General features: G+C 63.3%; 30 protein-coding genes. 19 read left to right on the forward strand and 11 right to left on the reverse strand.

What is annotated here, in order from left to right; all coding sequences use genetic code 11:
• Positions 1-4 precede the first annotated feature (4 nt).
• Genes hpaE through J3D46_RS02870 form a run of 3 tightly spaced genes read right to left on the reverse strand, consistent with a single transcriptional unit; the run spans position 5 to position 3741 of the window.
• The gene (gene hpaE, locus J3D46_RS02860) at positions 5-1516 is read right to left on the reverse strand and encodes a 5-carboxymethyl-2-hydroxymuconate semialdehyde dehydrogenase (protein ID WP_253464949.1); all 1512 of its coding nucleotides are present in this window, start codon (positions 1514-1516) and stop codon (positions 5-7) included.
• A 34-nt stretch (positions 1517-1550) separates the two neighbouring features.
• Positions 1551-2234, reverse strand: a complete 684-nt coding sequence (locus J3D46_RS02865) for a GntR family transcriptional regulator (protein ID WP_253464951.1) — start codon at positions 2232-2234, stop codon at positions 1551-1553.
• Positions 2227-3741 carry a fumarylacetoacetate hydrolase family protein gene (locus J3D46_RS02870; protein ID WP_308292015.1) on the reverse strand — a complete coding sequence of 505 codons (1515 nt, stop codon included), beginning with the start codon at positions 3739-3741 and terminating at the stop codon, positions 2227-2229. The genes J3D46_RS02865 and J3D46_RS02870 overlap by 8 nt, the downstream gene beginning before the upstream one ends.
• Positions 3742-3929: 188 nt before the next feature.
• Between J3D46_RS02870 and J3D46_RS02875 the strand changes: the two genes are divergently transcribed.
• Together J3D46_RS02875 and J3D46_RS02880 are read left to right on the forward strand one after the other, a co-directional pair.
• Positions 3930-4496, forward strand: a complete 567-nt coding sequence (locus J3D46_RS02875) for a YdeI family protein (protein WP_253464953.1) — start codon at positions 3930-3932, stop codon at positions 4494-4496.
• A 42-nt stretch (positions 4497-4538) separates the two neighbouring features.
• Entirely contained in the window at positions 4539-5243 is a 705-nt protein-coding gene (locus J3D46_RS02880) for an alpha/beta fold hydrolase (protein ID WP_231340870.1), read from the forward strand.
• A gap of 7 nt (positions 5244-5250) precedes the next feature.
• On the opposite strand, the gene J3D46_RS02885 is transcribed toward J3D46_RS02880, so the two are convergent.
• A complete protein-coding gene (locus J3D46_RS02885; protein WP_253464956.1) occupies positions 5251-5682 on the reverse strand; it encodes a DUF4555 domain-containing protein in 432 nt (143 codons plus the stop codon).
• A 588-nt stretch (positions 5683-6270) separates the two neighbouring features.
• Here J3D46_RS02885 and J3D46_RS02890 point away from each other — a divergent pair.
• The 3 genes from J3D46_RS02890 (at position 6271) to J3D46_RS02900 (ending at position 7818) form a co-directional block, all read left to right on the forward strand.
• Positions 6271-6540 carry a GlsB/YeaQ/YmgE family stress response membrane protein gene (locus J3D46_RS02890; protein ID WP_231340868.1) on the forward strand — a complete coding sequence of 90 codons (270 nt, stop codon included), beginning with the start codon at positions 6271-6273 and terminating at the stop codon, positions 6538-6540.
• Positions 6533-6793 (forward strand): hypothetical protein, encoded by a 261-nt coding sequence (locus J3D46_RS02895; RefSeq protein ID WP_253464959.1) that lies wholly within the window; start codon positions 6533-6535, stop codon positions 6791-6793. Before J3D46_RS02890 ends, J3D46_RS02895 begins: the two co-directional genes overlap by 8 nt.
• A 161-nt stretch (positions 6794-6954) precedes the next feature.
• Entirely contained in the window at positions 6955-7818 is an 864-nt protein-coding gene (locus tag J3D46_RS02900) for an AraC family transcriptional regulator (RefSeq protein ID WP_231340866.1), read from the forward strand.
• A gap of 18 nt (positions 7819-7836) precedes the next feature.
• On the opposite strand, the gene J3D46_RS02905 is transcribed toward J3D46_RS02900, so the two are convergent.
• The 3 genes from J3D46_RS02905 to J3D46_RS02915 form a co-directional block, all read right to left on the reverse strand.
• The gene (locus J3D46_RS02905; RefSeq protein WP_253464961.1) at positions 7837-8640 is read right to left on the reverse strand and encodes a DUF1206 domain-containing protein; all 804 of its coding nucleotides are present in this window, start codon (positions 8638-8640) and stop codon (positions 7837-7839) included.
• A gap of 118 nt (positions 8641-8758) precedes the next feature.
• The gene (locus tag J3D46_RS02910; protein WP_231340864.1) at positions 8759-8953 is read right to left on the reverse strand and encodes a hypothetical protein; all 195 of its coding nucleotides are present in this window, start codon (positions 8951-8953) and stop codon (positions 8759-8761) included.
• Between the two features lie 120 nt (positions 8954-9073).
• Positions 9074-11008: a DUF2264 domain-containing protein gene (locus J3D46_RS02915; protein WP_253464964.1), complete on the reverse strand. Its 1935-nt coding sequence runs from the start codon at positions 11006-11008 to the stop codon at positions 9074-9076.
• 164 nt (positions 11009-11172) lie between these two features.
• On the opposite strand from J3D46_RS02915, the gene J3D46_RS02920 reads away from it, so the two are divergent.
• The 14 genes from J3D46_RS02920 (at position 11173) to J3D46_RS02985 (ending at position 21031) form a co-directional block, all read left to right on the forward strand.
• Entirely contained in the window at positions 11173-11652 is a 480-nt protein-coding gene (locus J3D46_RS02920; RefSeq protein ID WP_253464967.1) for an Asp23/Gls24 family envelope stress response protein, read from the forward strand.
• The gene (locus tag J3D46_RS02925; RefSeq protein ID WP_024818603.1) at positions 11649-11840 is read left to right on the forward strand and encodes a DUF2273 domain-containing protein; all 192 of its coding nucleotides are present in this window, start codon (positions 11649-11651) and stop codon (positions 11838-11840) included. The genes J3D46_RS02920 and J3D46_RS02925 overlap by 4 nt, the downstream gene beginning before the upstream one ends.
• A complete protein-coding gene (locus tag J3D46_RS02930; protein WP_253464969.1) occupies positions 11837-12271 on the forward strand; it encodes a hypothetical protein in 435 nt (144 codons plus the stop codon). The genes J3D46_RS02925 and J3D46_RS02930 overlap by 4 nt, the downstream gene beginning before the upstream one ends.
• Complete coding sequence (locus J3D46_RS02935; protein WP_253464971.1) at positions 12268-12849, forward strand: hypothetical protein; 582 nt, start codon at positions 12268-12270, stop codon at positions 12847-12849. The genes J3D46_RS02930 and J3D46_RS02935 overlap by 4 nt, the downstream gene beginning before the upstream one ends.
• Positions 12846-13451, forward strand: a complete 606-nt coding sequence (locus J3D46_RS02940; RefSeq protein ID WP_231340859.1) for a hypothetical protein — start codon at positions 12846-12848, stop codon at positions 13449-13451. The genes J3D46_RS02935 and J3D46_RS02940 overlap by 4 nt, the downstream gene beginning before the upstream one ends.
• Before the next feature lie 95 nt (positions 13452-13546).
• On the forward strand, positions 13547-13777 hold the full coding sequence (locus J3D46_RS02945) for a CsbD family protein (RefSeq protein WP_231340858.1): 231 nt from the start codon (positions 13547-13549) through the stop codon (positions 13775-13777).
• A 111-nt stretch (positions 13778-13888) separates the two neighbouring features.
• Entirely contained in the window at positions 13889-14473 is a 585-nt protein-coding gene (locus J3D46_RS02950; protein ID WP_253464974.1) for an RNA polymerase sigma factor, read from the forward strand.
• Entirely contained in the window at positions 14470-15099 is a 630-nt protein-coding gene (locus tag J3D46_RS02955) for an Asp23/Gls24 family envelope stress response protein (RefSeq protein WP_253464977.1), read from the forward strand. The genes J3D46_RS02950 and J3D46_RS02955 overlap by 4 nt, the downstream gene beginning before the upstream one ends.
• Complete coding sequence (locus J3D46_RS02960) at positions 15096-15464, forward strand: hypothetical protein (RefSeq protein WP_253464981.1); 369 nt, start codon at positions 15096-15098, stop codon at positions 15462-15464. The genes J3D46_RS02955 and J3D46_RS02960 overlap by 4 nt, the downstream gene beginning before the upstream one ends.
• Before the next feature lie 84 nt (positions 15465-15548).
• Entirely contained in the window at positions 15549-16649 is a 1101-nt protein-coding gene (locus tag J3D46_RS02965) for a substrate-binding domain-containing protein (protein WP_231340854.1), read from the forward strand.
• 145 nt (positions 16650-16794) lie between these two features.
• The gene (locus J3D46_RS02970) at positions 16795-18102 is read left to right on the forward strand and encodes a sugar ABC transporter substrate-binding protein (protein ID WP_231340853.1); all 1308 of its coding nucleotides are present in this window, start codon (positions 16795-16797) and stop codon (positions 18100-18102) included.
• Between the two features lie 60 nt (positions 18103-18162).
• Entirely contained in the window at positions 18163-19119 is a 957-nt protein-coding gene (locus J3D46_RS02975; protein ID WP_231340852.1) for a carbohydrate ABC transporter permease, read from the forward strand.
• Positions 19116-20030 (forward strand): carbohydrate ABC transporter permease, encoded by a 915-nt coding sequence (locus J3D46_RS02980; protein WP_231340851.1) that lies wholly within the window; start codon positions 19116-19118, stop codon positions 20028-20030. The genes J3D46_RS02975 and J3D46_RS02980 overlap by 4 nt, the downstream gene beginning before the upstream one ends.
• On the forward strand, positions 20027-21031 hold the full coding sequence (locus tag J3D46_RS02985; RefSeq protein ID WP_253464984.1) for a hydroxyacid dehydrogenase: 1005 nt from the start codon (positions 20027-20029) through the stop codon (positions 21029-21031). The genes J3D46_RS02980 and J3D46_RS02985 overlap by 4 nt, the downstream gene beginning before the upstream one ends.
• A gap of 81 nt (positions 21032-21112) precedes the next feature.
• Here the strand turns inward: J3D46_RS02985 and J3D46_RS02990 are convergent, their stop codons facing one another.
• From J3D46_RS02990 to J3D46_RS03005, 4 genes are all read right to left on the reverse strand, one after another.
• A complete protein-coding gene (locus J3D46_RS02990) occupies positions 21113-21592 on the reverse strand; it encodes a hypothetical protein (protein ID WP_231340849.1) in 480 nt (159 codons plus the stop codon).
• A 516-nt stretch (positions 21593-22108) separates the two neighbouring features.
• Positions 22109-23203, reverse strand: coding sequence for a DUF998 domain-containing protein (locus J3D46_RS02995; RefSeq protein WP_253464986.1), 1095 nt, complete (start codon positions 23201-23203; stop codon positions 22109-22111).
• Positions 23200-23628, reverse strand: a complete 429-nt coding sequence (locus tag J3D46_RS03000; RefSeq protein WP_253464988.1) for an STAS/SEC14 domain-containing protein — start codon at positions 23626-23628, stop codon at positions 23200-23202. The genes J3D46_RS02995 and J3D46_RS03000 overlap by 4 nt, the downstream gene beginning before the upstream one ends.
• 109 nt (positions 23629-23737) lie before the next feature.
• Positions 23738-25153 carry an MFS transporter gene (locus J3D46_RS03005; protein ID WP_253464989.1) on the reverse strand — a complete coding sequence of 472 codons (1416 nt, stop codon included), beginning with the start codon at positions 25151-25153 and terminating at the stop codon, positions 23738-23740.
• Positions 25154-25178 lie beyond the last annotated feature (25 nt).

The following is a 25178-nucleotide window of genomic DNA, read 5'->3' on the forward strand; positions in this document are numbered from 1 at the left end:
GAGTTTAGGCGCCGAATTTGGGGGTGTGAACGGATCCGAGCGTGATGTGCACGGCCTGCTGGTCGGTGTAGAAATCGATGGAGCGGTAGCCACCCTCATGGCCCAGGCCGGAAGCTTTCACGCCACCGAACGGGGTCCGGAGGTCGCGGACGTTGTGGCTGTTGAGCCACACCATGCCGGCCTCCACGTTTTGGGAGAAGTTGTGGGCCCGGGTCAGGTTCTGGGTCCAGATGTAGGCCGCCAGGCCGTACTTGGTGTTGTTCGCCAAGGCGAGGGCTTCGTCGTCGTTCTCGAAGGGCGTGATGGCCACGACGGGACCGAAGATTTCCTCCTGGAAAATCCGCGCGTCAGGCGCGACGTCGGCAAACACCGTGGGTGCGATGTAGTTGCCTTCGGGCAGGTGGTCGGGTCGGCCGCCGCCGGCCAGGAGCCGACCTTCAGACTTGCCGATCTCCACGTAGGACGCCACCTTGTTGTAGTGCTCCGGGTGAACCAAGGCACCAACCTGGGTCTTGGGATCGTGGGGATCGCCCACCACGATGTTCTTAGCCCGGGCGGCGTACTTTTCACAGAATTCGTCGTAGATGGCCCGCTCCACCAGGATGCGGGAACCGGCCGTGCAGCGTTCGCCGTTGAGGGAGAAGACCCCGAACAATGCCGAATCGATCGCGGCATCCAGGTCGGCGTCAGCGAACACGACGCACGGGGACTTGCCGCCGAGCTCCATAGACAGGCCCTTGAGGTTGGCTGCGGCGTTGCGGAAGATGGTCTGGCCCGTGGTGGTCTCGCCGGTGAAGGAGATCAACGGTACGTCAGGGTGCTTCACCAGGGCATCGCCGGCTTCTTCGCCCAGGCCGTTGACCAGGTTGAATACACCGTCGGGCAGGCCGGCGTCCTTGAAGATCTGCGCCCACAGGGACGCGGACAAGGGGGTGAACTCAGCAGGCTTGAGCACCACAGTGTTGCCCGTTGCCAAGGCCGGGGCGAGCTTCCAGGACTCCAGCATGAACGGGGTGTTCCACGGGGTGATGAGGCCTGCGACGCCGATCGGCTTCCGGTTCACGTAGTTGATCTGCGAGCCCGGGACCTTCATGGCGTCGTCGAACTGGGCCACGATCAGGTCCGCGAAGAAGCGGAAGTTCTCGGCAGCTCGGAGCGCCTGGCCCTTGGCCTGGGTGATCGGCAGGCCGGTATCGAACGTTTCGAGTTCGGCGAGGCGGGCTTCCTGGGCCTCCACGGCGTCGGCGATCTTGTGCAGCACACGGGCACGTTCGCGCGGCTTCATCTTCGGCCACGGGCCATTGACGAAGGCTTCGCGTGCCGCGGCGACAGCGAGGTCAATGTCTTCCTTCTGGCCTGCAGCCGCGGTGGCGTAGTTGCCGTTGGACACCGGGTCCAGGACATCGAACGTCTTACCGGACACGGAGTCAACGAACTCGCCATTGATGAAGTGCTGGATGTGGGACGGCAGGTTCTCGGGAATGTAATGCTTGGCGGTCTCTACAGAGGTCGTCATCGTTGAAGTCCTAACTGGTGATCAGTGTGGCGGTTTACTGTTTGGCTTGCGCCAAGTACGCGTCCAGGGTGGCGGCGCGGTGCTGGCGGGCTGCTTTTTCAATGGTGTCGGCGTCGGCCGCACTCTCAATGAGCTGCAGCAGCGCCTCGTGTTCACGCACCGATTCCTGCGCGCGGCCGGGGACAAATCTGAAGGTTGAGGAGCGAAGCGAGGCCAGCCTGTTCCAGCCCCTGTGGACGAGGTCAAGAATGTGAGGGTTGGGGCAGTGCTCAAACAGGACACTGTGGAAGTCCTGGTTCAAGGCCGTGAAGCGGACGGGGTCGAAGTGCTCCAGGCATTCGCGCATCTCCTCGTTCACCGCACGCGCCCGGGCAATGGAAACCGGATCAATCAGCGGAGCGGACAACGCTGTGGCCGCGCCCTCCACGATGCTCAACGTCTGCATCGTGTACAGGTACTCCGTGGGGTCGATGCCGGACACCGTGGCGCCCACGTTCCGTTCGAACTTCACCAGCCCTTCGGCCTCCAGCCGACGGATCGCTTCCCGCACGGGAACCACGCTGAAGCCCAAATCCTCGGCGATCTTGGCGAGCACCAGCCGGTAACCCGGCGTGTATGTCCCTTCAATAATTCGAGCCTTCACGGCGGCATACGCCTGCTGTGACTTGCTTTGGGAGGCACTTTCGACGGCGCTGCTTCCGACGGCGGTTTCAGTCACTGTGGGCTCCTTCCCCGGTTTGCCGGCGAGCGGACCATTCCGCGTACCGTGCCTGCCATTCCGCGTTCATGGGGTAGAGCCCATCCACGCTGTTGCCTTCCTGGACCATCTGGAAGATGAACGTCTCTTCCTTTTCCTGGGCGATGCAGTCATCCACCAGTTCCTCGGCGATGGCCGGCGGGATCACCAGGATGCCGTCGGAGTCGGCCACGATGATGTCGCCGGGCTGCACGGTCGCTCCGCCGCAGGCGATGGTGATGTCCGTGTCCCACGGAATGTGCCTGCGTCCCAGCACTGCCGGGTGCGGGTTTGCGAAGTAGGTGGGCATCTCCAGCTCGGCCACCGCCGAGTAGTCGCGGACGCCGCCGTCGGTGATGATCGCAGCAGCTCCCCGAACCTGGGCACGCAGTGCCAGGATGTCCCCCACAGTGCCAGTGCCCTTCTCGCCGCGGGCTTCCATGACCAGGATTTCGCCGTCGTTCACGGAATCGATCGCGCGCTTCTGGGCATTGAATCCGCCGCCATGGGTCTTGAAGAGATCCTCGCGGTTGGGAACATAACGCAGGGTCCTGGCCAGGCCCACCACCTTGCGGTCCGGGCGGGTGGCCTGCAGGCCGTCGATGCTCACGTTGTTCAGCCCGCGCTTGCGGAGCTGGGAAGAAAGGGTTGCCGTGGCGACGCTTTCCAGCTTCGCCTTCAGTTCCGGAGTCAGTACGGAAGCATTTTCGGGAACAGGCAGTCCTGCCGCTTCCCTCGATCCGTACGCCTCTTCCCGCTGGGTGTCATCGGTCTGGGGCCGGGCACCAAAGTCCGCGAACGGCGTCGTACCTTCCGTGACTTTGGTGGCGAGGCGTCCGCTGCTGAAATCACCGCCGGTGACCTCAATTTCGACGACGTCACCCGGCTTGGCGACCGACGCACCGGCGGGGGTGCCGGTGAGGATGATGTCGCCCTCTTCGAGCGTCAGCAGCTGCGAGAGGTCGGCGACGAGCTGCGCGAACGGGAAGAGCAGGTCCTCGGTGGTGTCGTCCTGGACGAGGTCCCCGTTATGCCAGGTGCGGATACGCAGCCCGGTGGGATCGACGGCGTCGGCCGGGATGAGCGCTGGGCCTACGGGAGTGAAGCCATCGCCGCCTTTGGACCTGACGTTGGAGCCCTTGTCTGCGTAGCGGAGGTCGTAGACGCCGAGGTCGTTGGACGCAGTGACCCATTCGACGTGGCTCCATGCATCGTCAAGGCCAACGCGGCGGGCGGACTTGCCGATGACCAAGGCGATTTCGCCTTCGTAGCCCAGCAGTTCACAACCCGCGGGACGCTCAACGGCGCCGGGAGAATCAGCAGAGCCGAGCGCCAGAGACGAGGACGGCTTCAGGAAGTACGACGGCTGCTCAGGACTACGCCCGCGCTGTGCCGCACGGCTGGGGTAGTTGATGTGGACCGCAATAACCTTGCGCGTCCGGGCCAGCATGTCCTGGCTCAGTTCCTGGGTCCGGAACTCCAGTGTCACAGCGCCTCCTCTTCGTCGAGTTGAATCAAGTACGAAATCGTATACGATAACTATGACCCGCGATCAGCGTCCCGTCAACCCCCTCCCGGAACCCACCTGAGTCGCAACAGAGGGCGTTTTGAGCGCTCATAACACCCTCTGCTGCGACCTACTTGGGGGATGCTGGTAGTGGGAAAGGGAGGTCCACGGTGGAGAAGAACGAGCCCGAGCTGCTGAGGTTTGCCAGCGGAGCAGACTGGGAGGGCTGGCTGGCTGCACACCACGACACTGAAGCCGAAGCCTGGCTGATAATCGGCAAGAAGAACTCAGGCGCCGGACTCATCAGCATCGAAGACGCCCTGGACGGCGCACTCTGCTTCGGTTGGATCGACGGCCAACGCCGCGGAAACGACGAGAAAACCTTCCTGCAGCGATACTCGCGTCGCCGGGCCCGCAGCTCGTGGTCCCAAGTCAACGTGGGCAAAGTGGAAGCCCTGATCCAGGCTGGACGCATGCAGCCGGCGGGCTTCGCCGAGATAGACGCCGCCAAGGCTGACGGGCGCTGGGAAGCAGCGTACGTTTCGCAAGCCAACGCCGAGGTTCCCGAGGACCTGGAGGCCGCGCTCGCAGGAAACCGCGCCGCCAAGCAAGGTTTCGAACGGCTGGGTAAGACCGGGCGCTACCTCATCATCCTGCAGGTACTCAAGGCCCGCACCCCGGAGTCCCGCGGCAAGATCCTGGCGAAGGTTGTGCAAAAGCTGGCCGACGGAGACTAACGGCCCCTACAAACTGTCGGTGGGCTCCCGTAGGGTACCCGCATGGACATCATCCTTGTACCCGGTTTCTGGTTGGACGCCTCGTCATGGGAGGAGGTGACTCCCCCGCTGGTGGCCGCAGGACACACGGTTCATCCGCTGACGCTCCCTGGGCTGGAATCCGTCGATGCCTCCCGCGCCGGCATCGGCCTGCGCACACACATAGATGCCGTCGCGGCGAAAGTTGACTCCCTGGACGGCAAAGTCATCCTTGTAGGCCACTCAGGTGGCGGCGCCATCATCCATGGCGTGGCAGATGCCCGCCCAGACCGGGTGGCCCGTGCCATCTATGTGGACAGTGGCCCTCTCGGTGAGGGCGGGGTCATCAATGATGAATTGCCCGACGACGGCGACGACCTCCCGCTGCCGCCGTGGGAAGCGTTCGAGGACGAGGACCTGGTGGACCTCACCGATGACCTGAAGGAAGCTTTCCGCGCACGCGCCATCCCCGAACCCAAGGGCGTTGCTTTTGACCAGCAGCAGTTGAGCGACGTCCGGCGCTACGACGTTCCTGCCACCATCATCGCCTGCCAGTTCCCGTCGTCATTGCTGAAGGAGTGGATGGACGCCGGCCATCCCTTTACCGCCGAGCTCGCAAGGATCCACGACGTGGACTACATCGACCTGCCTACAGGACACTGGCCCCAGTTCACTAAGCCCAAGGAACTAGGAGAGGCAATTTTGACGGCCGCGAACCGCAGCATCTAGCTGGGAACTAGGGACGGGGCGGAGTATTCGTGGCTGGTCCTTCCGGCGCTGCGCCGCCCTCGTCCGTCCAGTCACTTCCGGTGGTGTCATCCAGGGCGGGATCCGACACTACGTCTGACTTGATGGTAGGGACGGTGGTTGCTGCCGGTTCATGCGTGGACGAACCCGTCCGTTGGCCCGCCTTCGGCGAGGTGATTCCAGGGAACATCGCCTCGGCCCTTTCCATCAGCTTCTTGCCGGCCTCATAGAGGTTGTCCAAGACATCCGGCACCGACTCCTGTACAGCTTCGGCGGCCTGGTGTACGTTCTCTTGGACGTCAGGGTTCTTCCAGAGCTTTTCCGTGCCTCCACGTACCCGCCGAAACACCTCCGGCCAGGACTTCGATCCCCATACGTAGCCGACGGCCACTCCAACGGCGAACAATGCTTTCCCTTTCACAGGAATCACTCCTTTCGAGGCGTTATTCCTCGACACTATCCCCGTAGCCTGCGCGCTGTCACCTGCGCATTGATCGCAGGCCGATCAACAAAGATTTGCTGGAATGGGACAAACGACTAAAATAATGCGCCAAGCGGCGGATAATCGCCGGCGGCCCCCGAACCACGACCCGAGGAGTGAAAACCATGGGACTGGGTGACTGGATGATGAATACTGCTGAGGAATCAGTTGGCAGGCCAAGAAGGCCGCCAAGGAAGTCGGAGACTCCCCGTGGATGACCAGCAGCCCCGTAATCCGGCCAGCTCGGGGCTCCATCCACGGGCAAGTAGATAATCAGGTTACTTGCTACTGGTTCCCGGAGCGGCTAGCGTTGCAGTTGTAGTACTGAGCCCGACCCCCCATCGGCAGGAGTGCTTTACTGGCTGCATTTAACAAATTCATCGGGTTGCATTGGCTTTTCCGTTCCCGTACATCGCGCGGCCTCCAAGGGCCGCATTTCGGCGCCCTAAATGCGGAAAAGGCGCCCGATGAAGTGACCGCTTCAACACGTTCATGGAATTTCCATCGACAAAGAAAGTAGGAGCAAAAATGGGTTTCTTTGGTTTTCTTCTGCTCGGTCTTTTGGCCGGTGCCATCGCAAAGCTTATTCTTCCCGGCCGCCAAGGAGGCGGCTGGTTCATAACCCTCTTGCTGGGCGTGGTCGGCGCCTTGTTGGGCGGCTGGATCGGCGGCCTGATCTTCGGCGAAGGACTGACGGAGTTCTTCGCCATCCGAACCTGGCTCCTGGCTATCGGCGGCTCACTCATCGTGCTGCTGGTCTACGGGCTGGTCACCAGCCGCAGGACGCACCATGGCTGATCACCCGAACCGCGACGCCAACGGCGACGAACTCGAAGGCCAGTACTCCGAGGGCGATTACGGCGACACCGGAGTGTCCCCTGAAACCCTGAAGGACGACGCCGGCGGCGACTACACAGAGGGCGATTACGCCGAGAAGACTGTGCCCTCGGCCGACGCCGAACTCGACGAACACAATACGGAAGAGACCCCTGCGGACCGGCCCTTCTCATCCGAACCTGATGACGAAGCGTCTGGCTCCAGCCGGCCGTAGTACCTGAACGCCGGCTCCTCCACGAGATCCAGGAACCCGGAGTGCTGCAACTGCAGCCTCCGGGTTCTTGCGTTGTCCGGAGCCTGATAATTTCGGGCAAGGATTGTTGGGCCATCACCGCTGTGGCCCGCGTAGCGTCGGTGCAAGGAACGGAGGCGACTGTGCACGAATGGAACAGGGCCGTGGAGCTGATCGAGCATGACCTGACCGCGACCGTGGAGGTGAGCACCCTGGCCCGGACCGCTTTGACGTCCGAATATCACTTCCGGCGGATGTTCTCCTCCCTGGCTGGCCTCCCCATCTCGGAGTACATCCGCAGGAGGCGGCTAACGGCGGCCACTGCGGAAATCCTTGAGGGCGGAACAGTCCTGGACGTTGCGGTCCGCTACGGATACGGCTCAGCTGAAGCGTTCACCCGCGCCTTCAAGGCCATGCACGGGCTGACGCCGTCTGAGGCCAGACAGCCTGGCGCCGTCCTCCATTCCCAGCCTCAGCTGAGGTTCCATCTCCGAGTCGAAGGGAATACCGACATGAAGCACCGCATTGAGGACAGGCCTGCTTTCCGCCTTATTGGAATGAAAGCCCGCGTCCCCCTGGTCCACGAAGGACCCAACCAGGCCATCATCGATTTTCAAAGGGGCCTGGACCCCAGTGTCACCCAGCGCATGCTCGGGTTCGCAGACATGGATCCTGCCGGCCCACTGTCTGTCACCGACGCCATCGATGAGCAGCGCACCGAGGGAAGCGAACTGGACTACTGGCACGCCGTGGCATCCAGCCAGGCCGCACCGGCAGGTTTGGACGCCCTTGAAGTGCCGGCAGGTCTGTGGGTCGTTTTCGAAACCGAGGGGAAGTTCCCGGAGGTCCTGCAAAACATGTGGGCGGACGCAGCAACGGAATGGTTCCCGGCCAACCCGTACAGGTGGGCGCCTGGACCTGAAATGCTCAGCGTCCAGGTGGAGGCAGGCGGCACGCACGGACGTGGGCAGTTGTGGATCCCCATCGAGAAGGAAGAAGCAAGGTGATGCCGGTCCACGTAGAAGCTAAGTCCTGAGCGTCCGTGCTTTGACCATGAGGAACAGGCCGTAGGCGATGAGCCCCAGCGCAACAGCTGCCAACAAGTACACCCCATACGGCTGTTCCCGCAGGGCTTTCAAGCTGCCATCGAGTCCGGTTGACTGCTCAGGCTCGGCACGGACCGTAGCGATAACCACCAGCAGGCCCACCAGGAAAAGGGCGATCCCCTTGGCTATGTAGCCCACCACGCCAACACCGAGCTGGAATTTGCGCACGGATTGGTGGGAGGACAGCGAGAGGTCCTTGGTGAATTTCTGCCGAAAGCCCCGCACTGCGAACACAATGCCCGTGATCGCGATGCCGGCACCGATGGCGATCAGCAGGAACATCCCGAACGGGGCCTTCATGAGCGTGACGGTGTAGTCGCTGGTGGACTCCCTGCTGTTCTGGCCCTTGCCAGCGACGAACGAGACGATGGTGGCGGCAAGGCCGGCGAAGACGATCGCCTGCCCTACGGCGGAGAGTCTCTTGGTGAGCTTGTTGCCCACACCGCCCCGGAAGCCGAGGATCGCGTTACCAAGTTGCCATAATGCCAGCGCCGCGCATGCTGCGATGCAGGCCCAGAGCAGGAACGGACCGGCCGGTTGGCGGGCCAGCTCCGTCACCGCTCCGCTGACATCGGCCTCACCGCCGCGGCCCACTGCCAGCTGCAGGGCGATGACACCGATCAGCAGGTGCAGCAGTCCACTCACCACGTAGCCGGCCCGGGCAACAGCGGCAAAGGTACGCGAATTCGCGGCTTCCTCGGCCACACCAGCGGCCTTCCTCATCTCTTCCTTGATGACAAGCCTCCTTATTTTCGAGCTGGACTCCATCGTCGCTTAAACGACGCCGGGCGGGCACCTTTCCGAAGGAAAAGGTGCCCGCCCGGTACAAAGTTGTTGGGCCCTAGAACCCGACGACCGATTGCGGCCAGATGCTCCGAAGCCCCACGCCAAGGGGGTTGAACTGCTCACGAACGGCCACCACGGCACGGTTCTGGCCCAGGACCTCCCCAGCATGGCGGACTGCCTCGGCAGTTCCCGACAGGGAATCGCGGGCAATGCCGGCGTTTGCGGACTTGGTGGAGATCTGGTCAGTCATTTCGGTGGTCCTTCCTGGAAGCTCCCATCAGCAGATTGGCTGATGTTTCAACCATCGGATGGACTGCTCAAGAAGGACGCCGGGTCATCTCAAGATTCGGTCAAGATTCGCTCCCGCGCCTCAGAAGGCGAACGACACCTCCAAAACCTGTCCCGAACCCAAGGCAAGGCGCGCGCCGATGCGGCTGTCGTCGTCGAGCACGTCAAAAACTGGACGCCCGACGGCGGGAGGAACCCAGGCAGGAGGCTCACCACCGAGGTACACCAGTGAAGCGAAGCAGCTGCGTTTGCCGGACAGCTGGCCTTCCAGATAGCCGCATGCGGCCAGCTCGCCCAATGGCGACGCGCCTTCCGCCCGGTAGGTTCCGACGCCCGCATAGCCGTAAAGGGGCCATATGGCGGTGTGAAGCCGGCCGTCGCTGAGCACGCCATCCCGGTTCTCCACGGGGCGGCTACCGGCCAGCGCGTAGCCGCCATCGCGGACGGCCAGGCCAGAGGCAACATGGGACACCACGGCGTGGACCCGAAGTTCGTACCCGCCTGCCGCGGCCGTTCCCGTCGCGACCCGCCAGGGTGAATCGGCGGGGTCGTCGGTGTCATCCCACACGGGGGCATGCCAACTGGCTGCCTGTTGATGCCAGGCCTTGGGGCGGTGGATCTTCGCCCGGCGGCTGGGCGTGCCGGAGTGGTTGAGGATGGCGAAGTGGTTGTCGACCGGGTGCGTGGTGAACAGTGGCGCCGTGTGGCTTGAGTAGGCGAGGCGGCGGTACAGGGGATCGTCCGGACCCGGCGCGTAGTACTTGTCGCTGCCGTGGTTGAGCAGACGGGCAATGCCGTCAGCGGCAGTGGAGTGGAGCAGGTAGTTGGGCGCCTCTGCGTGCTTCAGGCCGTCATCCCCCTCGAACGGAGATGGTTCCTCGACGGCGGTCCACACCGGGTGGTCGGCGGGCAGGAGCAATCCTACGAACGCCTTGGACGTCCAGTACGGCGAGGCGGGGCCCGAGTATCCCTGGGTCATTGGCTCGAAAGCGCCGAACCACCCAAGTGACGGCAGGCCGTCGTCGTAAGCGCCGCCGTCGAGGAAGTACTTCGCCGCGCCGCTGGCGATCCTACGGGTCTGGCCGGGGTTGAGCGGCGTCGCGGCGATCGCCTCACCCATGAAGAGGGGCGCCACCGCGGCGTAGCGGTAGATCAGCGAACGGCCTTGGAAAATCGGGGCGCCGTTGGAACCGAAGAACCTGACGTGGTCCTCCAGGAAAGCCGCGAGCCGGGTCCGATAGAGGTCCAGGCGGCGGTCGGCTTCAGGGTACCGGCCGGCAGCGAATTCGGCCCAGAGGATGGGGTAGAGGTGCATGGCCCAGCCGCAGTAGTAATCGAAGAAATCGCCGGTACCGCCGTTGTCCCCGTCCCTGTACCACCCTCCGCCGGCGTACCAGTCCTCCAGGCGCTGCAGGCCGTGTTCGATCTGGCGTTCGTTGTGCTCGAACCCGGCACCGGCCAGGAACTCGGCGATCATCACTTGGAAGAGCACCCAGTTGTTGTCCACACAGGTGCTGCGCGAGGAGCCCTGCAGCCAGGCGGCAACCTGCGCCTGTTCGTCGCCGCCGAGGGTGTCCCACAGCCAGGCCTTGGTGATCTGGAGCCCAAGGACGATGGATGCAGCCTCCACCATGGGTTGCGAGCGATCAGTAATCGGCAACCACGCTTCAGGTCCGTCCCCTTGGGTCCCCTGAAGCAGGCCCTCGCGGTAAAGGTCCACATGGCCGTGGGGATCATCCCCGCCCTCGCCCGCCACCCGGAAAGCCGCCAGCAGGAACGTTCGGGCGAAACCTTCCAGGCCGTCGGACACAACTCCCGACGACGACGGGCGGCCGCCCAGCCGGATTGTCGCCTTGCGGGGTGAAAAGTAGGGGCGAACCGCGAGCAACTGCTGATCCGCGAGGGCCAGCCAGTGCTCCCGCGTCCATCCAGTGATGGGGCTGAGGTCGAAATCCGGGGCGGGCATGGTGAAGCCGATGGCCATGAGTCTCCTGCGGGGGCGTAGTTCCAGCTTCATTACAGTAGGTTGTCCGCAGCTGGATCGGAGGGAGTTGAACAATAGTGAACGACTAAAGAGTGATGCAGCTCACACAAAAGTCACCGTGAGGATCCTTCACTTCGTTGCGTCCTATTCATGACGGCGCAAAAGAACGCCGCACACAACGGACAGGAGTGATTGCCATGACGATCCAGACCCACACCCCCGCAGACGTCCCCGCAAAGAACACCCCGGCGCCCATCCAGGACAAGCCAATCCAGGACAAGGGCAAGGACGGCCGTGGCGCCACCACAGTGGCCGACGGCGTCGTAGCCAAGATCGCCGGCATCGCCATCCAGGAAATCCCCGGCGTCCATGCCCTGGGCGGCGGCGCGGCCCGGGCCATCGGCACCCTCCGCGAAAAGGTTGGCCAGAAGGACCTCACGCAGGGTGTCAGCGTAGAAGTTGGCCAAACCCAGGTGGCCGTGGACGTCACCCTGGTTGTTGAATACCCCCACCCGCTCCAGGAAGTCGCAGACAACGCCCGCGACGCCGTTTACACGGCCATCGAGGACCTGGTGGGCATGGAAGTCACCGAAGTGAACGTCACCATCACGGATATCCATGTGCCGTCCGAGGATTCCGACGCCGATGATGCCACGCGTGAGCCGAGGGTCGCATGAGCCCCACAGTTACGGGCATGGCCGTAGGAGCGGTCCTGGCACTGGCCGGCTTGGCCTTCGGATTCTGGGGGCTGCTGCTGACTGCGTTGTTCGTAGGAATCGGAGCCGTGCTGGGCCGCTCCGCCGAGGGAAAGCTTGACCTGGGCGGGGTGCTGGATGCCCTGCGGGGCAAGCGCTCCTCCTCATGATCAGCGAAGCCGGTGGCCCGGCACCGGAGAACAACGCCGGGAACGAAGCCGGGCACAGGGCCGGGCACACCCGAATTGCCCGGACCGCGCTCCGCAAAACGGTGGAAACCATCACGGCCCGCGCTTTCCAGGTAGGCGGGAGCAACGTCACGGCTGAACTGGACGACGACTCCGGCAGGCTCGGCGTCAGGGCTTCAGTCCAGCTTGCGCTCCCGCCCCTGTTGGGGCCCCGGCCGGATGCGGGCACAACCCTGGACGGCAAAGCAACGCATGGCACCGTGTTCGAGAAGGCCCAGGCCGCGCGGACAGAGCTGGTGGCCCGCAGCCTGGAACTCACCGGCATGGAACTTGGCCGCGTCGACATCCGGCTCACTGGATCCAAGCAGGCACAGTTGAAGGAAAGTCACTCCACGGAAAGGAGGGTGCAGTGAAGCAGGACCGAGTCATCCGGCGCATGATCCGCAGGGACACACATTCTTCAAGGTCCATCCCGTCCGTGGTGGCGGCCTCCCTTCTTCTGATCACGTTCCTCTGGCTGGCGCTGGAATCCGTGCTGTGGCTGCTCAAGGACCAGCCCTTGCTTGCCAGCCCCGCCCAGCTGCGGAAGTGGCTGCTTGACCTTCCCGCCAACACCATCCCGGCGGGCATGACCGCAGCTGGCGTTGGCTTGGGAATTCTGGGGCTGCTGATCATCGGCATAGCGGTCGGCAAGGGACGCCGGCCCAGGCGCGCCCTGGCCAGCGACCGCACGGCAACGGTTGTCGATGACGATGTCATCGCCGCAGCCGTGTCCAGCAGGACCCGGCTTGCCGCGGGCTTGGCGCCAGGGCAGGTGACCACCACCGTCGGCGGACGGTCCGTACGCGTCCAGGTCCGTCCGACGTCGGGCGTTCCCCTGAACCTTGAGTCCATCAAAACAGCGCTCGACGGCGAACTGGCCGCCTATGCGCTGGATCGGCCGGTCAAGCACAGCGTACGGGTATTGAACGAAGGAGCAGTGGGGCAATGAGAAGGACCAACCGTGCAGTGAACCGCATCCTGCTCACCGTGGTGGGGCTGGCCCTGCTGGGCACCGGAGCCGCACTCATCGCGGCCGGAACCCTGCCGGGAGCAGCGGATACCTGGCGGGCCATTGGTTCTACCCTGACGGATCAAGCCCGCACCCTCTCCAGCACCGCTCTCTTACCTGAACCGGCGAGAAGCTGGTGGCTGGTGGCTGGCGTTGCGGCGCTGCTGCTGGGCGCCGTACTCAGCGCCGCTTGGCTGGCATCCCAGGGCGGCGGCCGGACACCCCGCCTGGCAGAGCAAGCCGACGGGAGCAACGGCCGAACCGTGGTGGACGTTGGACTCATCTCCGCAGCAGTCCACCAAGCCCTGAACGGCAACAAGAACGTCCTGGCTGCTTCAGTCTCCGCTTGGGAATCACGGAGCGGGACGGCGCTGCGGCTCCGCATGCAAGCGCGCAAGGGAACCTCACCCAGGGAGCTTGCCGACACCGCCGAAGAACTCATCCAAGGAATCGACGCCTGGCTGGGCCATCCAATACCGGTCCTGGTCCGAATCACCAGCGGCGCCCGGACCCGGGTGTCCGGTTCCCGTCGTACCCGGTGACCGTCTCTCATCAGTCACCGCAGTGAAACAGCTTTCCACCGAATAAAAACCGGCACGGCCCTCAAAGGCCGTGCACAACAAGAAAAGGGAACACCATGGGTATCAACGACAAGATCAACAACGCAGCCACCGAGCACCTCGGTGCCGCCAAGGAAGGCGCAGGAAAGCTCACGGGCGATCAGGCGCTGGAGCGCGAGGGCCAGCAGGACCAAGCACAGGCCAAGCTCCAGCAGGCCGGCGAAAAGGTCAAGGACGCTGCAGCGGACATCAGCGAAAACATCAAGGATGCCGCCCAGAAGCTCAAAGAGGGTTTCACCAAGAAGTAAGACCGGGTCGGGACGGTTCCACCGGCATACGGAACCGTCCCGAACCTACCGCCTCGATTCACTATCCAAGATTCAGGCTCAAGTCCACCGTGTACTGGGAAGGCAGGAAACGTGACTGGTTCACCCGCGGCGCAGCACCAACTGGACCTGGTTCCCGATGCTTTGCTGGCAGGCAGGGCCGCAGATGGTGACACGGCCGCTTTCGAGGCCCTCGCCAGACGCCACGGCCCCCTGATGCGGGCCACGGCCCGTCGGTTGACCGGCTCACTGGCCGACGCCGACGACGTCGTCCAGGAAACACTCGTCCAGGCCTGGAAACAACTGGACAGCTTGCGGGATCCGGCTGCGGTAAAGGGTTGGTTGCTTCGCATCGTTGGCAGCCGCAGCATCGACCACCTCCGGAAGCGCCGCAACCACGCGGACCTTGGCGACGTGGAAAACACAGTGGATGCCACTTCCCCGCCCAGGAACAAGGACCCGGAAACCAACGCCGTCAACAGCTCCCGAATCGAGGCCCTGAAGGCGGCGCTCTCCAAGCTTCCAGAGGAGCAGCGGCGTTGTTGGGTGCTCAAGGAGTTCAATGACCAAAGCTACGAGGAAATTGCGCTGACACTGAACATCAGCCCAGCCAGTGTCCGCGGCCGCCTGGCCCGGGCACGGATCACTCTTGCGCGCACCATGGAGGAATGGCGATGAACACCACCAGCGACACCCTCGAATGCGGCCACAGCCTCGCGGAGCTGAGCGCCTACTTGGACACTGGACAGATTGCAGATCCGGTCCACCTGGAAACATGCCCCGAATGCCAGGCCGGCTTGGCCTCGCTGCGTCACCTCTCCGAGCTGGGACGCGAACTGCTCAGCTCCGACGTGGCGGATGCCGGCTCCGGCACGGACGACTGGATGCAGTCCATCCTGGACAACCTCCGGCTGGAGTTGCGGCCGGGACGGAGCATTCCATTGCAGTCCGGGAACCCCAACGACACTCTGTGGGAAACGGAAGGATCCATCTCCGCACTCATCCGTTCCGTAGCCGACGCCCTTCCGGGAACAGCCGCCGGCAAATGCCGCCTGCACGGAGACGTCACCACACCTGGAGCCGGGATCACCGTGGACGTGGAAGTAGCAGTCGTTTACGGACACCCCATGGAAGAACATGCCGCCACGCTTCGCCAGGAGCTGGCAGAAACCCTGGCTGCCCATACTGAACTGACCATTCAAGCCATCAACATCACTGTTACCGATGTGCTGGAGCCGCCCAAGCCAGCAAGCCCTGCAGATGCCACTACCCCTGCAGATCCCATGACCAAGGAGCAGCCATGACCGAGCCTTTGGAAGTCGGGGATGCCGCCCCCGCAAGTGTTTCGGGCACCTGGGTAGAGTTGGGCGGTTTGGCCGAACAGCTGCTCGGCGTGGTTCAGGCGGTGGAAGGTGTCAGCGCGGTCTACCCTGCCCAACCGCTGTGGCAGTCCATTGCCGGCGCCGCGTTGTCCGCCTTGACCGGGGAGACTCCTTCTCTGATCAGCCTCACTGACGATGCCGGGGTGCTCGCAGTAAAGATGCGGATCGCGGTGGCCACGTCCCGTCCGGCCCCGGTTGTGGCCCGCGAAGTAGCCGAAGCCGTGCGGCGGCACCTGCTCCCCCGGCCGGCCGCCGTCGAGGTCTCAGTGGTGAAGGTCGGCACATAAGGCGTCGTGGATCCGCGTCCGCACTCTGTTCTGGTTCATAATGAACAAACTGAACATAAGTGAACTTGATAGGCGGAGACCTGCATGCTGTCCGAGGATCGTCAACAGCTCATCCTGAGGGAGCTGGCTCTGCATGGCTCCCTCAATGCCGGGGAATTCGCGGCCAAACTGGGGACATCGGGGATGACTGTCCGGCGTGATCTCGCTGTGCTCGCCGAGCAAGGCCTGCTGGAGCGTGTGCATGGCGGCGCTGTCTCCACCGGCGGTAAGCCCGCTGGCCCTGCGGCCCCGCAGTCGACGTCGTGGCGTCCCGGCGGAAGGCGTCCGTTGGCGACGATCGGCATGATCGTTCCATCGGCGTCGTACTACTTTCCGGGCGTGATCCGCGGCGCCGAAGCCGCCGCGCAGGAAGCCGGCGTGCGGTTGGTGCTGGGGGTTTCCAACTACTCGGCTGCCGAGGAGCGACGGCAGCTGCGGCGGCTCTACGATCACGGGGTCGACGGAATCCTCATCACCCCCAGCGAGCAATCGTTGGCCAAAACCGAAACGCTGGACCTCTTGGCGGAATCGGAGGTGCCAGTGGTGGTGGTGGAGCGGTCCATCGACGACGCACTGGACTTCGGCCGGCTCGAATCAGTCCGGAGCGACCATGTGCGCGGCTCGGAGATAGCGGTGAACCACCTGCTGGGACTCGGCCACCAGAGGATCGCCATCTGCCTGCGCGAGAACAGTCCTACCGCGTCGCAGCTCATTGATGGATTCCACATCGCCATGCAGCGCGCCGGACACCCCCACGACGACTCGATGGTGCGTGCCATGTCCCGTGCGCAGAATGATCCGCAAGCCCATCGTGAGCTGATGAACGGGATCCTGGATTGGTGCGCCTCGACGGGAGTGACGGCCGCTGTTGTCCACACCGATGAGGATGCCCTCCAGTTTGTGAGCGCATGCCTGGAACGGCAGGTCCGAGTGCCGGAAGACTTCGCGATCGTTTCCTACGATGACGAGATCGCCGCGCTCGGGGCCGTCCCGCTCACCGCCGTGGCACCGCCGAAATACGACGTCGGCCACCAGGCGTTGGTGATGTGCCTGACCCGGATAGGGGGAAGGCGTGGGAGCACTTCAGCGCTTCAACGCGTGAACCTGTCCCCCGCCCTGGTGGTGAGGGACTCAACGCAGGCCTAGTCCCCGCCAGGACGGCGGGCTCAGGATTGTTTACTTCTGTTCACTTCATTGCTGATGTTCATTTTTGTGGATTTCATGGTGCGTAGTCCAAAGGTGCCCCAGAGCACACCACGACTTCGCATCGTGAACTTCAAAGGAGAACAGAATGAAGCGTCGCCAGCTTCTACTCGGAGCAGTCAGCCTGATGGCAAGTGCTGCCCTCATCACCGGCTGTGGCAGTTCCCCGGCCGCCACACCAGCCCCCACCGAAGACCCCTCCGGCACCATCACCTTCTGGTCGTCCATGGCGGGCATGGACAAGGTGGCCGAGGCGTTCAACGCCAGCCAGAACAAGATCAAGGTCACCTTCGAAACCATCCCCAACGGCGGCGCTGGCGGCTACGCCAAGCTCTCCACCGCCATCACGGCAGGCAACGGCCCGGATGTTGCCACGATCGAATACCCGCAACTGCCCCAGTTCGTCAGCAATGGCCAACTGCAGCCTTTGGACGGCTTCATCAACAAGGCCGAAACCGTAGACAAGCTCACTGACGAGACCAAAGCTTTGGTCCAGTTCGGCGACGCAACCTACGCACTCCCTTACGATGCCGCGCCCATGATCATGTGGTACCGCAAGGACATGCTGGACAAGGCCGGTGCAGGAGTCCCCAAGACCTGGCAGGAATTCGAAGAAGCCGGCAAGAAGATCAAGGCCGTAGCACCGGAAGCGCACCTCGCCAGCTTCAACCCGAACGAAGCCGCGCTGACCGCAGCCCTGTCCTGGCAGGCCGGCGCCAAGTGGTTCGGCACTGAAGGCGACAGCTGGAAGGTAGGCGTCAATGACGAAGCCACACAGAAAGTGGCCAACTACTGGCAGAAGCTGATCGACCAGAAGATCGTCAAGGTCCAGCAGTCCTTCAGCGACGAGTGGTCGGCAGACTTGGCGAGCGGCGCCGTCGTCGGCGTCCTTGGTGCCAACTGGAGCGCAACCGGCATCCAGAAGCGCACGGAAGCCAGCGGCCAAAAGGGCCAGTGGATCGCGGCCGAGGTGCCCAACTGGGGAACACCGGCAGACGCTTTCTACGGCGGTTCCAGCTTCAACATCACCAAGAGCAGCAAGAACCCGGCCGCTGCGGCCAAGTTCATCGAGTTCCTGGCCACCAGCAAGGACGCCATCACAGCCCGCGGCAACACCGGCTCCGCGTTCCTTGCCTTCCCGGGCCTGACGCCAGTAGCGCAGAAGGCGTTCGATTCCAGTTACTTTGGCAACGACATCTACTCGGTCTTCGACAAGGCCTACGCCTCCATCACTCCTGGCTGGCAGTGGGGCCCCAACTGGGACATCACCAACACCGCCCTCAAGGACGCCTACGGAAAACTGACCAGCGGCGGCAAGGTCCTGGAAGCCGTGGACACGGCGCAGAGCGCCACGGTGGCCGGACTCAAGCAGAACGGCCTCTCCGTCAAGGAGTAGGCCCGCACGGTGGGGCGGCTTCGTGACTGCGATGCCGCCCCGCCAGCGAGGAGATTAATCATGGTCACCCAAGCACCCACCAAGCCGTCCATCACCGGCCAACCCAAGGTTCGGACACAGCGTAAACCCCGCGCCATGTCCGGAACCGGGGGCCGCACCGCCGCACTGTTCCTGACACCCTTCTTCACGATTTTCGCCCTCGCAATGGTTGCGCCGGTCATCTACGCGATCGTGCTCAGCTTCTTCGCACAGCAAAAGTCCGGATTGGGCTTTGGCGAGGCCAAGACGTCGTTTGTGGGCTTGGAAAACTATTTGCAGGTCCTGCAGTCCGAGAGCTTCGTCGGCGGCATTGGCCGCCTCGCCTTGTACTGCCTGCTCTACATCCCCTGCATGGTGGGTGGTGCCCTGGCGTTTGCCCTCCTGATGGACGCAGCAGTCGCCCGGGCACGGAAGCTCTTCCAGCTCCTGGTCTTCCTCCCCCACGCAGTGCCCGGCGTCATCGCAGCGCTGATCTGGGCATACCTCTACACGCCCGGCGTCAGCCCGATCGTCTCTGTCCTGGAAACCGGCGGAATCTCCCTGAACTTCCTGGACAACCAGATGATCCTGCCTTCCATCGTGAACATCGCCGTCTGGGAGTGGACGGGCTACAACGTGATTGTGCTCTTCACCGCGCTGCAGGCTGTTCCGAGGGAGATCCTGGAGGCCGCCCGCGTGGACGGCGCCGGCGAAATCCGTGCAGCCATCAGCATCAAGTTGCCCCTGATCCTGCCTGCGTTGAGCGTGATCATGCTCTTCACGGTGATTGGCACGCTCCAGCTGTTCACCGAGCCGTCCATCATCTCCAAGGCCACGGCGTCAGTCACCAGCACCTGGGTTCCGAACATGTGGGCCTACGACGCCGCCTTCAACCGCCATAACCTCAACCAGGCCGCGGCCGCCTCCATCATCATCGCGCTCATGGCCGCCGTACTGTCCTGGGCCGTTACCCGCTTCAGCTCGAGGAACAAAGCATGAGTACCTCTACGATGTCCCGCGACCACACCTCAACACCGGCACCCACGCCCAGGCGCCGCCGACCGATTGCCCGGGCCGGCGGCTTCGGAAGCACTTTCACGGTAAACGCGTTGCTGATCCTGGGCTGCGCCTACATGGTCCTCCCCGTGGTGTGGCTGTTCTTCGCTTCCACCAAGAACACCGCGGACCTCTACGGCACAGCTGCCTACGCCTTGGGAGAGCCGGCGTTCCTTGAGAACATCATGGCGGTCCTGAACCAGGATGGTGGCATGTTCCTCCGCTGGATGGCCAACTCCATGTTCTATGCAGCATTCGGAGCGATCCTTGGCGGCCTCATCTCCGTCATGGCCGGCTATGCTTTCGACAAATTCCAGTTCCGCGGCAAGGATTCCTTCTTCGGAATCGTCCTGGTGGGCGTGCTGATTCCCAACACGGCAACTGTGCTCCCCATGTACCTGCTGGCTTCGGTCTTCGGCATCACCAACACCATCTGGGCCATCCTCATCCCGGTGCTGTGCAACCCCTTCGGCGTGTACCTTGCCAGGGTCTACTCGGCCGCGTACGTTCCGGCGGAAACGCTTGAGGCCGCGCGCGTTGATGGCGCCGGACCCATCCGGTCCTTCTTCTCCCTGGGCCTTCCCATGATGATGCCCGGCTACATCACCATCGCCTTGTTCCAGTTCGTGGGCGTATGGAACAACTTCATGCTTCCGCTGGTAATGCTCCAGGACCAGAAATTGCTGCCCGTGAGCGTCGGCATTTCCATCTGGCAGGGCTACTCCATTCCCCAACCCGAATTCACGCCCATGGTCATCACGGGTTCGCTGCTGTCCATCATTCCCTTGCTGGTGGCCTTCATCATGCTGCAGCGGTTCTGGAAGTCCGGACTGACAGCGGGGAGCGTCAAATGAGTTTGAATGTTGCCTTGGCCATGCCGTCCCACACGGCGCGGGCGGTGTTTCCGCCGCGGAGCCTGGACCCGTTGGAGCCCGCACTGACGCTCTTGAGCCGGGAACCCATCCAGGACTTCACCTCAGCGGAGGGCCGCTCCATCCTGGCAGAGGCAGACATCCTCCTCACCGGCTGGGGCTGCCCGGTGATCGACCACGCCGTCCTCGATGCAGCACCCCGCCTGCGCTACGTCCTGCATGCCGCAGGCAGCGTCAAACACCATATCGGCGACGCCTGCTGGGAACGCGGCATCCAGATCAGCTCCGCGGCCGATGCCAACGCCATCCCGGTGGCCGAGTACACCGTGGCCATGATCATCCTGGCCAACAAGCGGGTCCTCCAGATCGCCCGTGCCCTGCACACCACCCGGACCGATGTCCTGGCGGAGCAGCTGTTCCCGGACATGGGCAACTACCGCAAGCGCGTGGGCATCATCGGCGCCTCAAAAATCGGCCGGCACGTCATCCGGCTTCTAGCCCCCTACGATCTGGATGTCGTGGTTGCCGACCCCTACCTCTCCCCCGAGGAAGCCAGCGTTCTGGGGGTCGGGCTGGTGACGCTGGATGAACTCGTGGCGGGCAGCGACGTGGTCAGCCTCCACGCGCCGTCGTTGCCGTCCACCAAGAACCTCGTGGATGCCGGACTGATCGCACGGATGCGGCCGGGCACCACGTTCATCAACACGGCACGCGGTGAGCTGGTCGATCAGGACGCGCTGCTTGCCCGGGTGGAGAAGGGCGACCTTTACGCGGTCCTGGACGTAACAACACCCTGGGTACTCCCCTCTGATTCCCGGTTCTACACGCACCCCAACGTGCTGCTCACTCCGCACGTTGCGGGGTCCCTCGGCAACGAGCTTGAGCGTATGGCGGCGAGCGCCGTGGAGGAGGCATTGCGTCTGTCCCGCGGCGAACAGTTGCGGTTCCGGGTGAAGCTGGAGGACCTGGCGTTCACGGCGTAGGTGACCCGGGAGCGTCCTGACGCAAGGGCACGACGGCGACCTCCCGCCGTCGTGCGCTTGTTTCGTTGTGTTTGGTGCGGCTTAGCGCGCGTCTTTCTTGGCTTGGCGTTGGGCACCCTGCGAGCGGCTGGACGCGTCCCGCTTCACTCCGCCCGTGGTTTTCTGGTGCGACCTGGCCCGCCCCGAACCAGTGCCGGACTTGGTACCTGTTCCTGAGCTGTCCGGCCCGGATGATTTGCCTGCGCTGGCGCGTTCCAGCCGCTCGTCCTTCAGCTCCTCGGCGGCCTCGTGGGCCACGCGGGCAAGTTCTGTGCTGACGATCGAGAGCGCTTCTTCGAACACAAAGGCCCGGGCCCGGGCTTTGTCTGACTTGTTCGCCGCGGCTCCACGTCCACCAGCCTCCAGGACTTCATCGGCCGCTTTGCGTCGATAGTTGGTGGTGTATTTGTTGCGGGCCCGCCGTACCCGTTTATGCAAACCGAGCAGGCCTTCTTCGTCGAGCAGCTCAAGCCTGGCCGGCTCCAATTCGCGAATCAAATCAAGTTGATCTTGCTTCAACACCCACAGATATTGGTCCATTCGCCGATAATTCCATACCTCCCTTCCAGGGGATAGGGAGTTGGGGAGTTCTCACTCGAAGAGGGGGATGAATCCCGTGTTACTCGAAGAGCTCCGGCGAGGCGGTGAGTGCAACATATGCACGCTAAACAACCGCAACGACGCTTCCTCAACAGAAACATCCGGCCACAGAGCATCCCTATCCGACTCAGGCACCTGAATGCGATCCCATAACTCATCCGGCTCCAGGGGCATCCTGAAAGTTCTGGAACTCCCGCGATCATCGGTGAATATAATTTCGAATTCCCGGTTAACTTCGTTGAAGTTCGCCGTCAGTTCGCGGTCGTTCATTTTCGCAAGCAGGGCAGTGAGACGTTCAGCTGGGGTGGTCAACAGGCATGTCCTCGCAACTAGTGGGAAGGGAACGCCGCAATAATTCGCTCGTTCCAAGCCTTATGGAAACGGCTGGCCTGTAGGTTGCAATGACCTGGACCTCTGCCTGGACCTCTGGGACGACCATTAGTCGTTGCCGGTGGCGAGGGCGTCGAGCAGGCGGATGAAGACGGCGATCCAGCCGTAGATGATCACGAAGGCGATGAGTTCAAAGGCTGTGAGGTTGAAGTAGCCCACCGGGAAGAAGAGCACGAGCGAAACGATGAGGGCGGCCAGGAACGCGCCGCAAAGAAGGAAGAAGCGGCGCGGCAGGCCTCTCAGAACAAACGGCGAGGCCAGCAGCAGGAGGATGAAAACGACCGCCATCCCTGAAGCGAACAGCGTATGCACCAGGAAACTGACTGACAACGGAACCACGCCCACCCCGGCGAGGAGAAGGCCCATGGCCACAAACGCGCCGGAGCAGACCCCTGCGCTCCACGTGTTGACCAGCACGCCCCGCGCTATGAGTGAGCGAAGGTCGCGGTCCAGGTACACGGCGAAGGTGGTGATGAAGAAGCCCGCGACGATCAACGAGAGGTTGAACAGGCCACTGGATGCTCCACCCAACGTGCCGAGTTGGCTGAAATGGTACTCCCACCATTGGGGGTCCTGGGAAGTGGCCATGCTCGCCACCGTGCTCATCACCATGAACAGGACCAGAAGGCCGGACAACGTGCGGGTGCTGATGTCATACACCGAGAGATAGATCCAGTACACGGCCAGTCCGGATCCCACCGCCATTCCCACGGTCGCCGCGTAGATGTCCACGGTGAGTCCTTGGAAGCTGCGCTGCAGGAGGAGGAAAGTGGCGATAGTTGCGATCGCCGCGATCAAGGCATGGACCAGGGCCACGGTTGAGGAGTCAACGATGAACTTCCACGGCGGAAGGTTGAGCCGCCAATGCTGCTCCGGGAGGTACCGCGAACGCCAGTAGCCCACATAGGCGGCGGACAATCCGAGCACCAGAACCGCGCCCGCCGTCGTTATTCCAAGGGACACGCCTCCCCACAAAGGCGGGGTGCGGCCGAAGAAGATGAGCAACGCGGCCACGCCGGCCACGACCGCCGCCGAGGACGCCGCCAGAAGGGCTTCGGACTCGTTGGCCACCCGATGCTGCCGGGTTGAACTCCCGGGTGCGGGGGCAGCAGTTTTGGTGACGTCCGACGCCGGTTCCGTCATGGTGCGGCTCTTCCGCCGGAGCCGCTCCGGTCCTTGTGCTCCTCGTGTTGCAGGTCCTCGGAGGAGCTCCGGAGCCAGGCGATCGCTTCCGTTTCGGAGGTGAAGAAGCGGGTGGGGCACGGAGGTTCTTGAACGGCCAATTGGTAGTCGGCGAGCATGCGGTCCACGGGGTTGTTTCCCAACAACGCGATCCTGGAGGCAGCGCAGGGTTCAACGAACACGTCCCGGGCTGCGCGGCTGAGATGAGCGGTGTCGGCCATGGTGACCAGCAGGGGATACCTGCTGCCCGCGGCGAGACGGTTCACTGCCTCTACCGCTGCGCGGGCATTGGCGGCCTCGATGCGGACACCGGGTTTCCACGCAAGGAACATGACGTCCCCGGCCTTGAAGCCGATGAAGTAATCACTGGGGTCCTTCTGAGCCATAGAACCGTCTCCATCTCTGCAGGACCGCCCGCCCACCACGAACTGACTCCACCCTGCACCTGCGGGCAATCACCCGGTCTCATCCGAATAGAGTGATTTTTGCGGTCTCTCAGTTCGGGGACGCCGTGTCCACGTTTTCATTTTCCGGTTCTTCTGCAGCCGACTCCGCATACGAGGCGGAGACCCGCCGGTAGACCGGAGACAGGAAAGCAATCAGCGCCACGGCGATCATGATGAGGCCCGCGGCCAGGAACACCAGGGCGATGCCCCGGGAGATGCCTTCACCCAGCAGCGGTTCCAGCTGGGCCGCACCTTCCTCGGACCGGGCATAAGGGATGAGCCAGAACTGGGCGATCGGGGCAATGAGGAAAGCGGTGATGGGTGCCGCCGCAGACTCGAACGCCATGGCGAAGCCAAACACCCTCCCTTGCCGGGGCAGGGGGACCACCTTTTGGATGACGGTCTGCTCTGCTGCCTCCACCACGGGAACCAGCGCCATGTAGAGCCAGATCCCGACGATGTAAAGCCACGCCCACTCCCGCACGGTGAACAGGGCCCCAATGAGCCCCATCAACGCAACAGCAATGAGCATGGTGCGCAACGGGTTGGAACCGAGCCCGAATTTTCCGATCAGTGCGCCGCCCAGGATGAAGCCCGTAGCGCCTATCGCGAAGACAGTTCCCCACATCTCCACAGAGAACATCTCCAGGCCGTAGGGATCCATCAGGGCCATATAGACCCCGCCGATGAAGTTGTTGAACGTGGAGAACAGGATCAGCGCGAACAGCCCGGAAATAGCCATGACGGCAGCCCATGAACCGCGCAGGTCGAATCCACCCTGGGCGTCGGAGGCGGCTGCCCGTACTTCCTCCGGCAGGCGCAGCGTGAGCAGGTGCCCGAAGGCCAAGGCCGTGAGGACCAGAGCCACAACCACGGTCCATCCCATGCCCAGCAATCCCACCGATAGCCCGGATAGCACCGAGGTGACAATGAACATGAGTCCCTGCACCATGCCCACCAGCCCGTTGGCGTTGGCCCGCCGGTCAGGCTCAATGAGGATGGTGACGGTGGTTGAAAGGGCAATGTTGCGCATGTTCTCCACCACCGCGCCGATCAGGATGATCATGGTGAAAATCCAGAACCAGGGTTGTGTCAGGTCCAACAGCGCCTGCTCCGGTGTCAGCAGGAACATGACTCCGGACAGGACGAACATCACGAGCGTGAAGGCGGCTGCGAAGCGCATGACCGCCAGCTTGCGGTATCGGTCAACGAAGGTGCCGAAGCTGATGCTGGAGAGGGCGATCAACAACATGTACGCACCGCCGATGACACCCGTGGCGATCACGTTCCGGGTCTCCAGGTACACCCAGAATGTTAGGGCGAACCACAGATAGCTTGTGGTGATGTTGGCGAGCGCGGTATTGATCAGGATCCCGGTGAAAGTGCGGGATCTCTGCGCGGGAGTTCGCACGGAAAGGTCGATGTTGTCGGTAGACGCAGCGGAGGCAGGTTCCTGCTCGGTCATGCGTCCCAGTAAACCACCGGGGCCA

Source organism: Paenarthrobacter sp. A20 (assembly GCF_024168825.1).
GTDB lineage: Bacteria > Actinomycetota > Actinomycetes > Actinomycetales > Micrococcaceae > Arthrobacter.

Bases quoted from the DNA above. Each gene is read 5' to 3' on its own strand.
- hpaE (WP_253464949.1), bottom strand. From the start codon at position 1,516: ATGACGACCTCTGTAGAGACCGCCAAGCATTACATTCCCGAGAACCTG.
- J3D46_RS02880 (WP_231340870.1), top strand. From the start codon at position 4,539: ATGGACATCATCCTTGTACCCGGTTTCTGGTTGGACGCCTCGTCATGG.
- J3D46_RS02890 (WP_231340868.1), top strand. From the start codon at position 6,271: ATGGGTTTCTTTGGTTTTCTTCTGCTCGGTCTTTTGGCCGGTGCCATC.
- J3D46_RS02895 (WP_253464959.1), top strand. From the start codon at position 6,533: ATGGCTGATCACCCGAACCGCGACGCCAACGGCGACGAACTCGAAGGC.
- J3D46_RS02905 (WP_253464961.1), bottom strand. From the start codon at position 8,640: ATGAGGAAGGCCGCTGGTGTGGCCGAGGAAGCCGCGAATTCGCGTACC.
- J3D46_RS02910 (WP_231340864.1), bottom strand. From the start codon at position 8,953: ATGACTGACCAGATCTCCACCAAGTCCGCAAACGCCGGCATTGCCCGC.
- J3D46_RS02915 (WP_253464964.1), bottom strand. From the start codon at position 11,008: ATGAAGCTGGAACTACGCCCCCGCAGGAGACTCATGGCCATCGGCTTC.
- J3D46_RS02920 (WP_253464967.1), top strand. From the start codon at position 11,173: ATGACGATCCAGACCCACACCCCCGCAGACGTCCCCGCAAAGAACACC.
- J3D46_RS02925 (WP_024818603.1), top strand. From the start codon at position 11,649: ATGAGCCCCACAGTTACGGGCATGGCCGTAGGAGCGGTCCTGGCACTG.
- J3D46_RS02930 (WP_253464969.1), top strand. From the start codon at position 11,837: ATGATCAGCGAAGCCGGTGGCCCGGCACCGGAGAACAACGCCGGGAAC.
- J3D46_RS02940 (WP_231340859.1), top strand. From the start codon at position 12,846: ATGAGAAGGACCAACCGTGCAGTGAACCGCATCCTGCTCACCGTGGTG.
- J3D46_RS02945 (WP_231340858.1), top strand. From the start codon at position 13,547: ATGGGTATCAACGACAAGATCAACAACGCAGCCACCGAGCACCTCGGT.
- J3D46_RS02955 (WP_253464977.1), top strand. From the start codon at position 14,470: ATGAACACCACCAGCGACACCCTCGAATGCGGCCACAGCCTCGCGGAG.
- J3D46_RS02960 (WP_253464981.1), top strand. From the start codon at position 15,096: ATGACCGAGCCTTTGGAAGTCGGGGATGCCGCCCCCGCAAGTGTTTCG.
- J3D46_RS02965 (WP_231340854.1), top strand. From the start codon at position 15,549: ATGCTGTCCGAGGATCGTCAACAGCTCATCCTGAGGGAGCTGGCTCTG.
- J3D46_RS02970 (WP_231340853.1), top strand. From the start codon at position 16,795: ATGAAGCGTCGCCAGCTTCTACTCGGAGCAGTCAGCCTGATGGCAAGT.
- J3D46_RS02975 (WP_231340852.1), top strand. From the start codon at position 18,163: ATGGTCACCCAAGCACCCACCAAGCCGTCCATCACCGGCCAACCCAAG.
- J3D46_RS02980 (WP_231340851.1), top strand. From the start codon at position 19,116: ATGAGTACCTCTACGATGTCCCGCGACCACACCTCAACACCGGCACCC.
- J3D46_RS02985 (WP_253464984.1), top strand. From the start codon at position 20,027: ATGAGTTTGAATGTTGCCTTGGCCATGCCGTCCCACACGGCGCGGGCG.
- J3D46_RS02995 (WP_253464986.1), bottom strand. From the start codon at position 23,203: ATGACGGAACCGGCGTCGGACGTCACCAAAACTGCTGCCCCCGCACCC.
- J3D46_RS03000 (WP_253464988.1), bottom strand. From the start codon at position 23,628: ATGGCTCAGAAGGACCCCAGTGATTACTTCATCGGCTTCAAGGCCGGG.
- J3D46_RS03005 (WP_253464989.1), bottom strand. From the start codon at position 25,153: ATGACCGAGCAGGAACCTGCCTCCGCTGCGTCTACCGACAACATCGAC.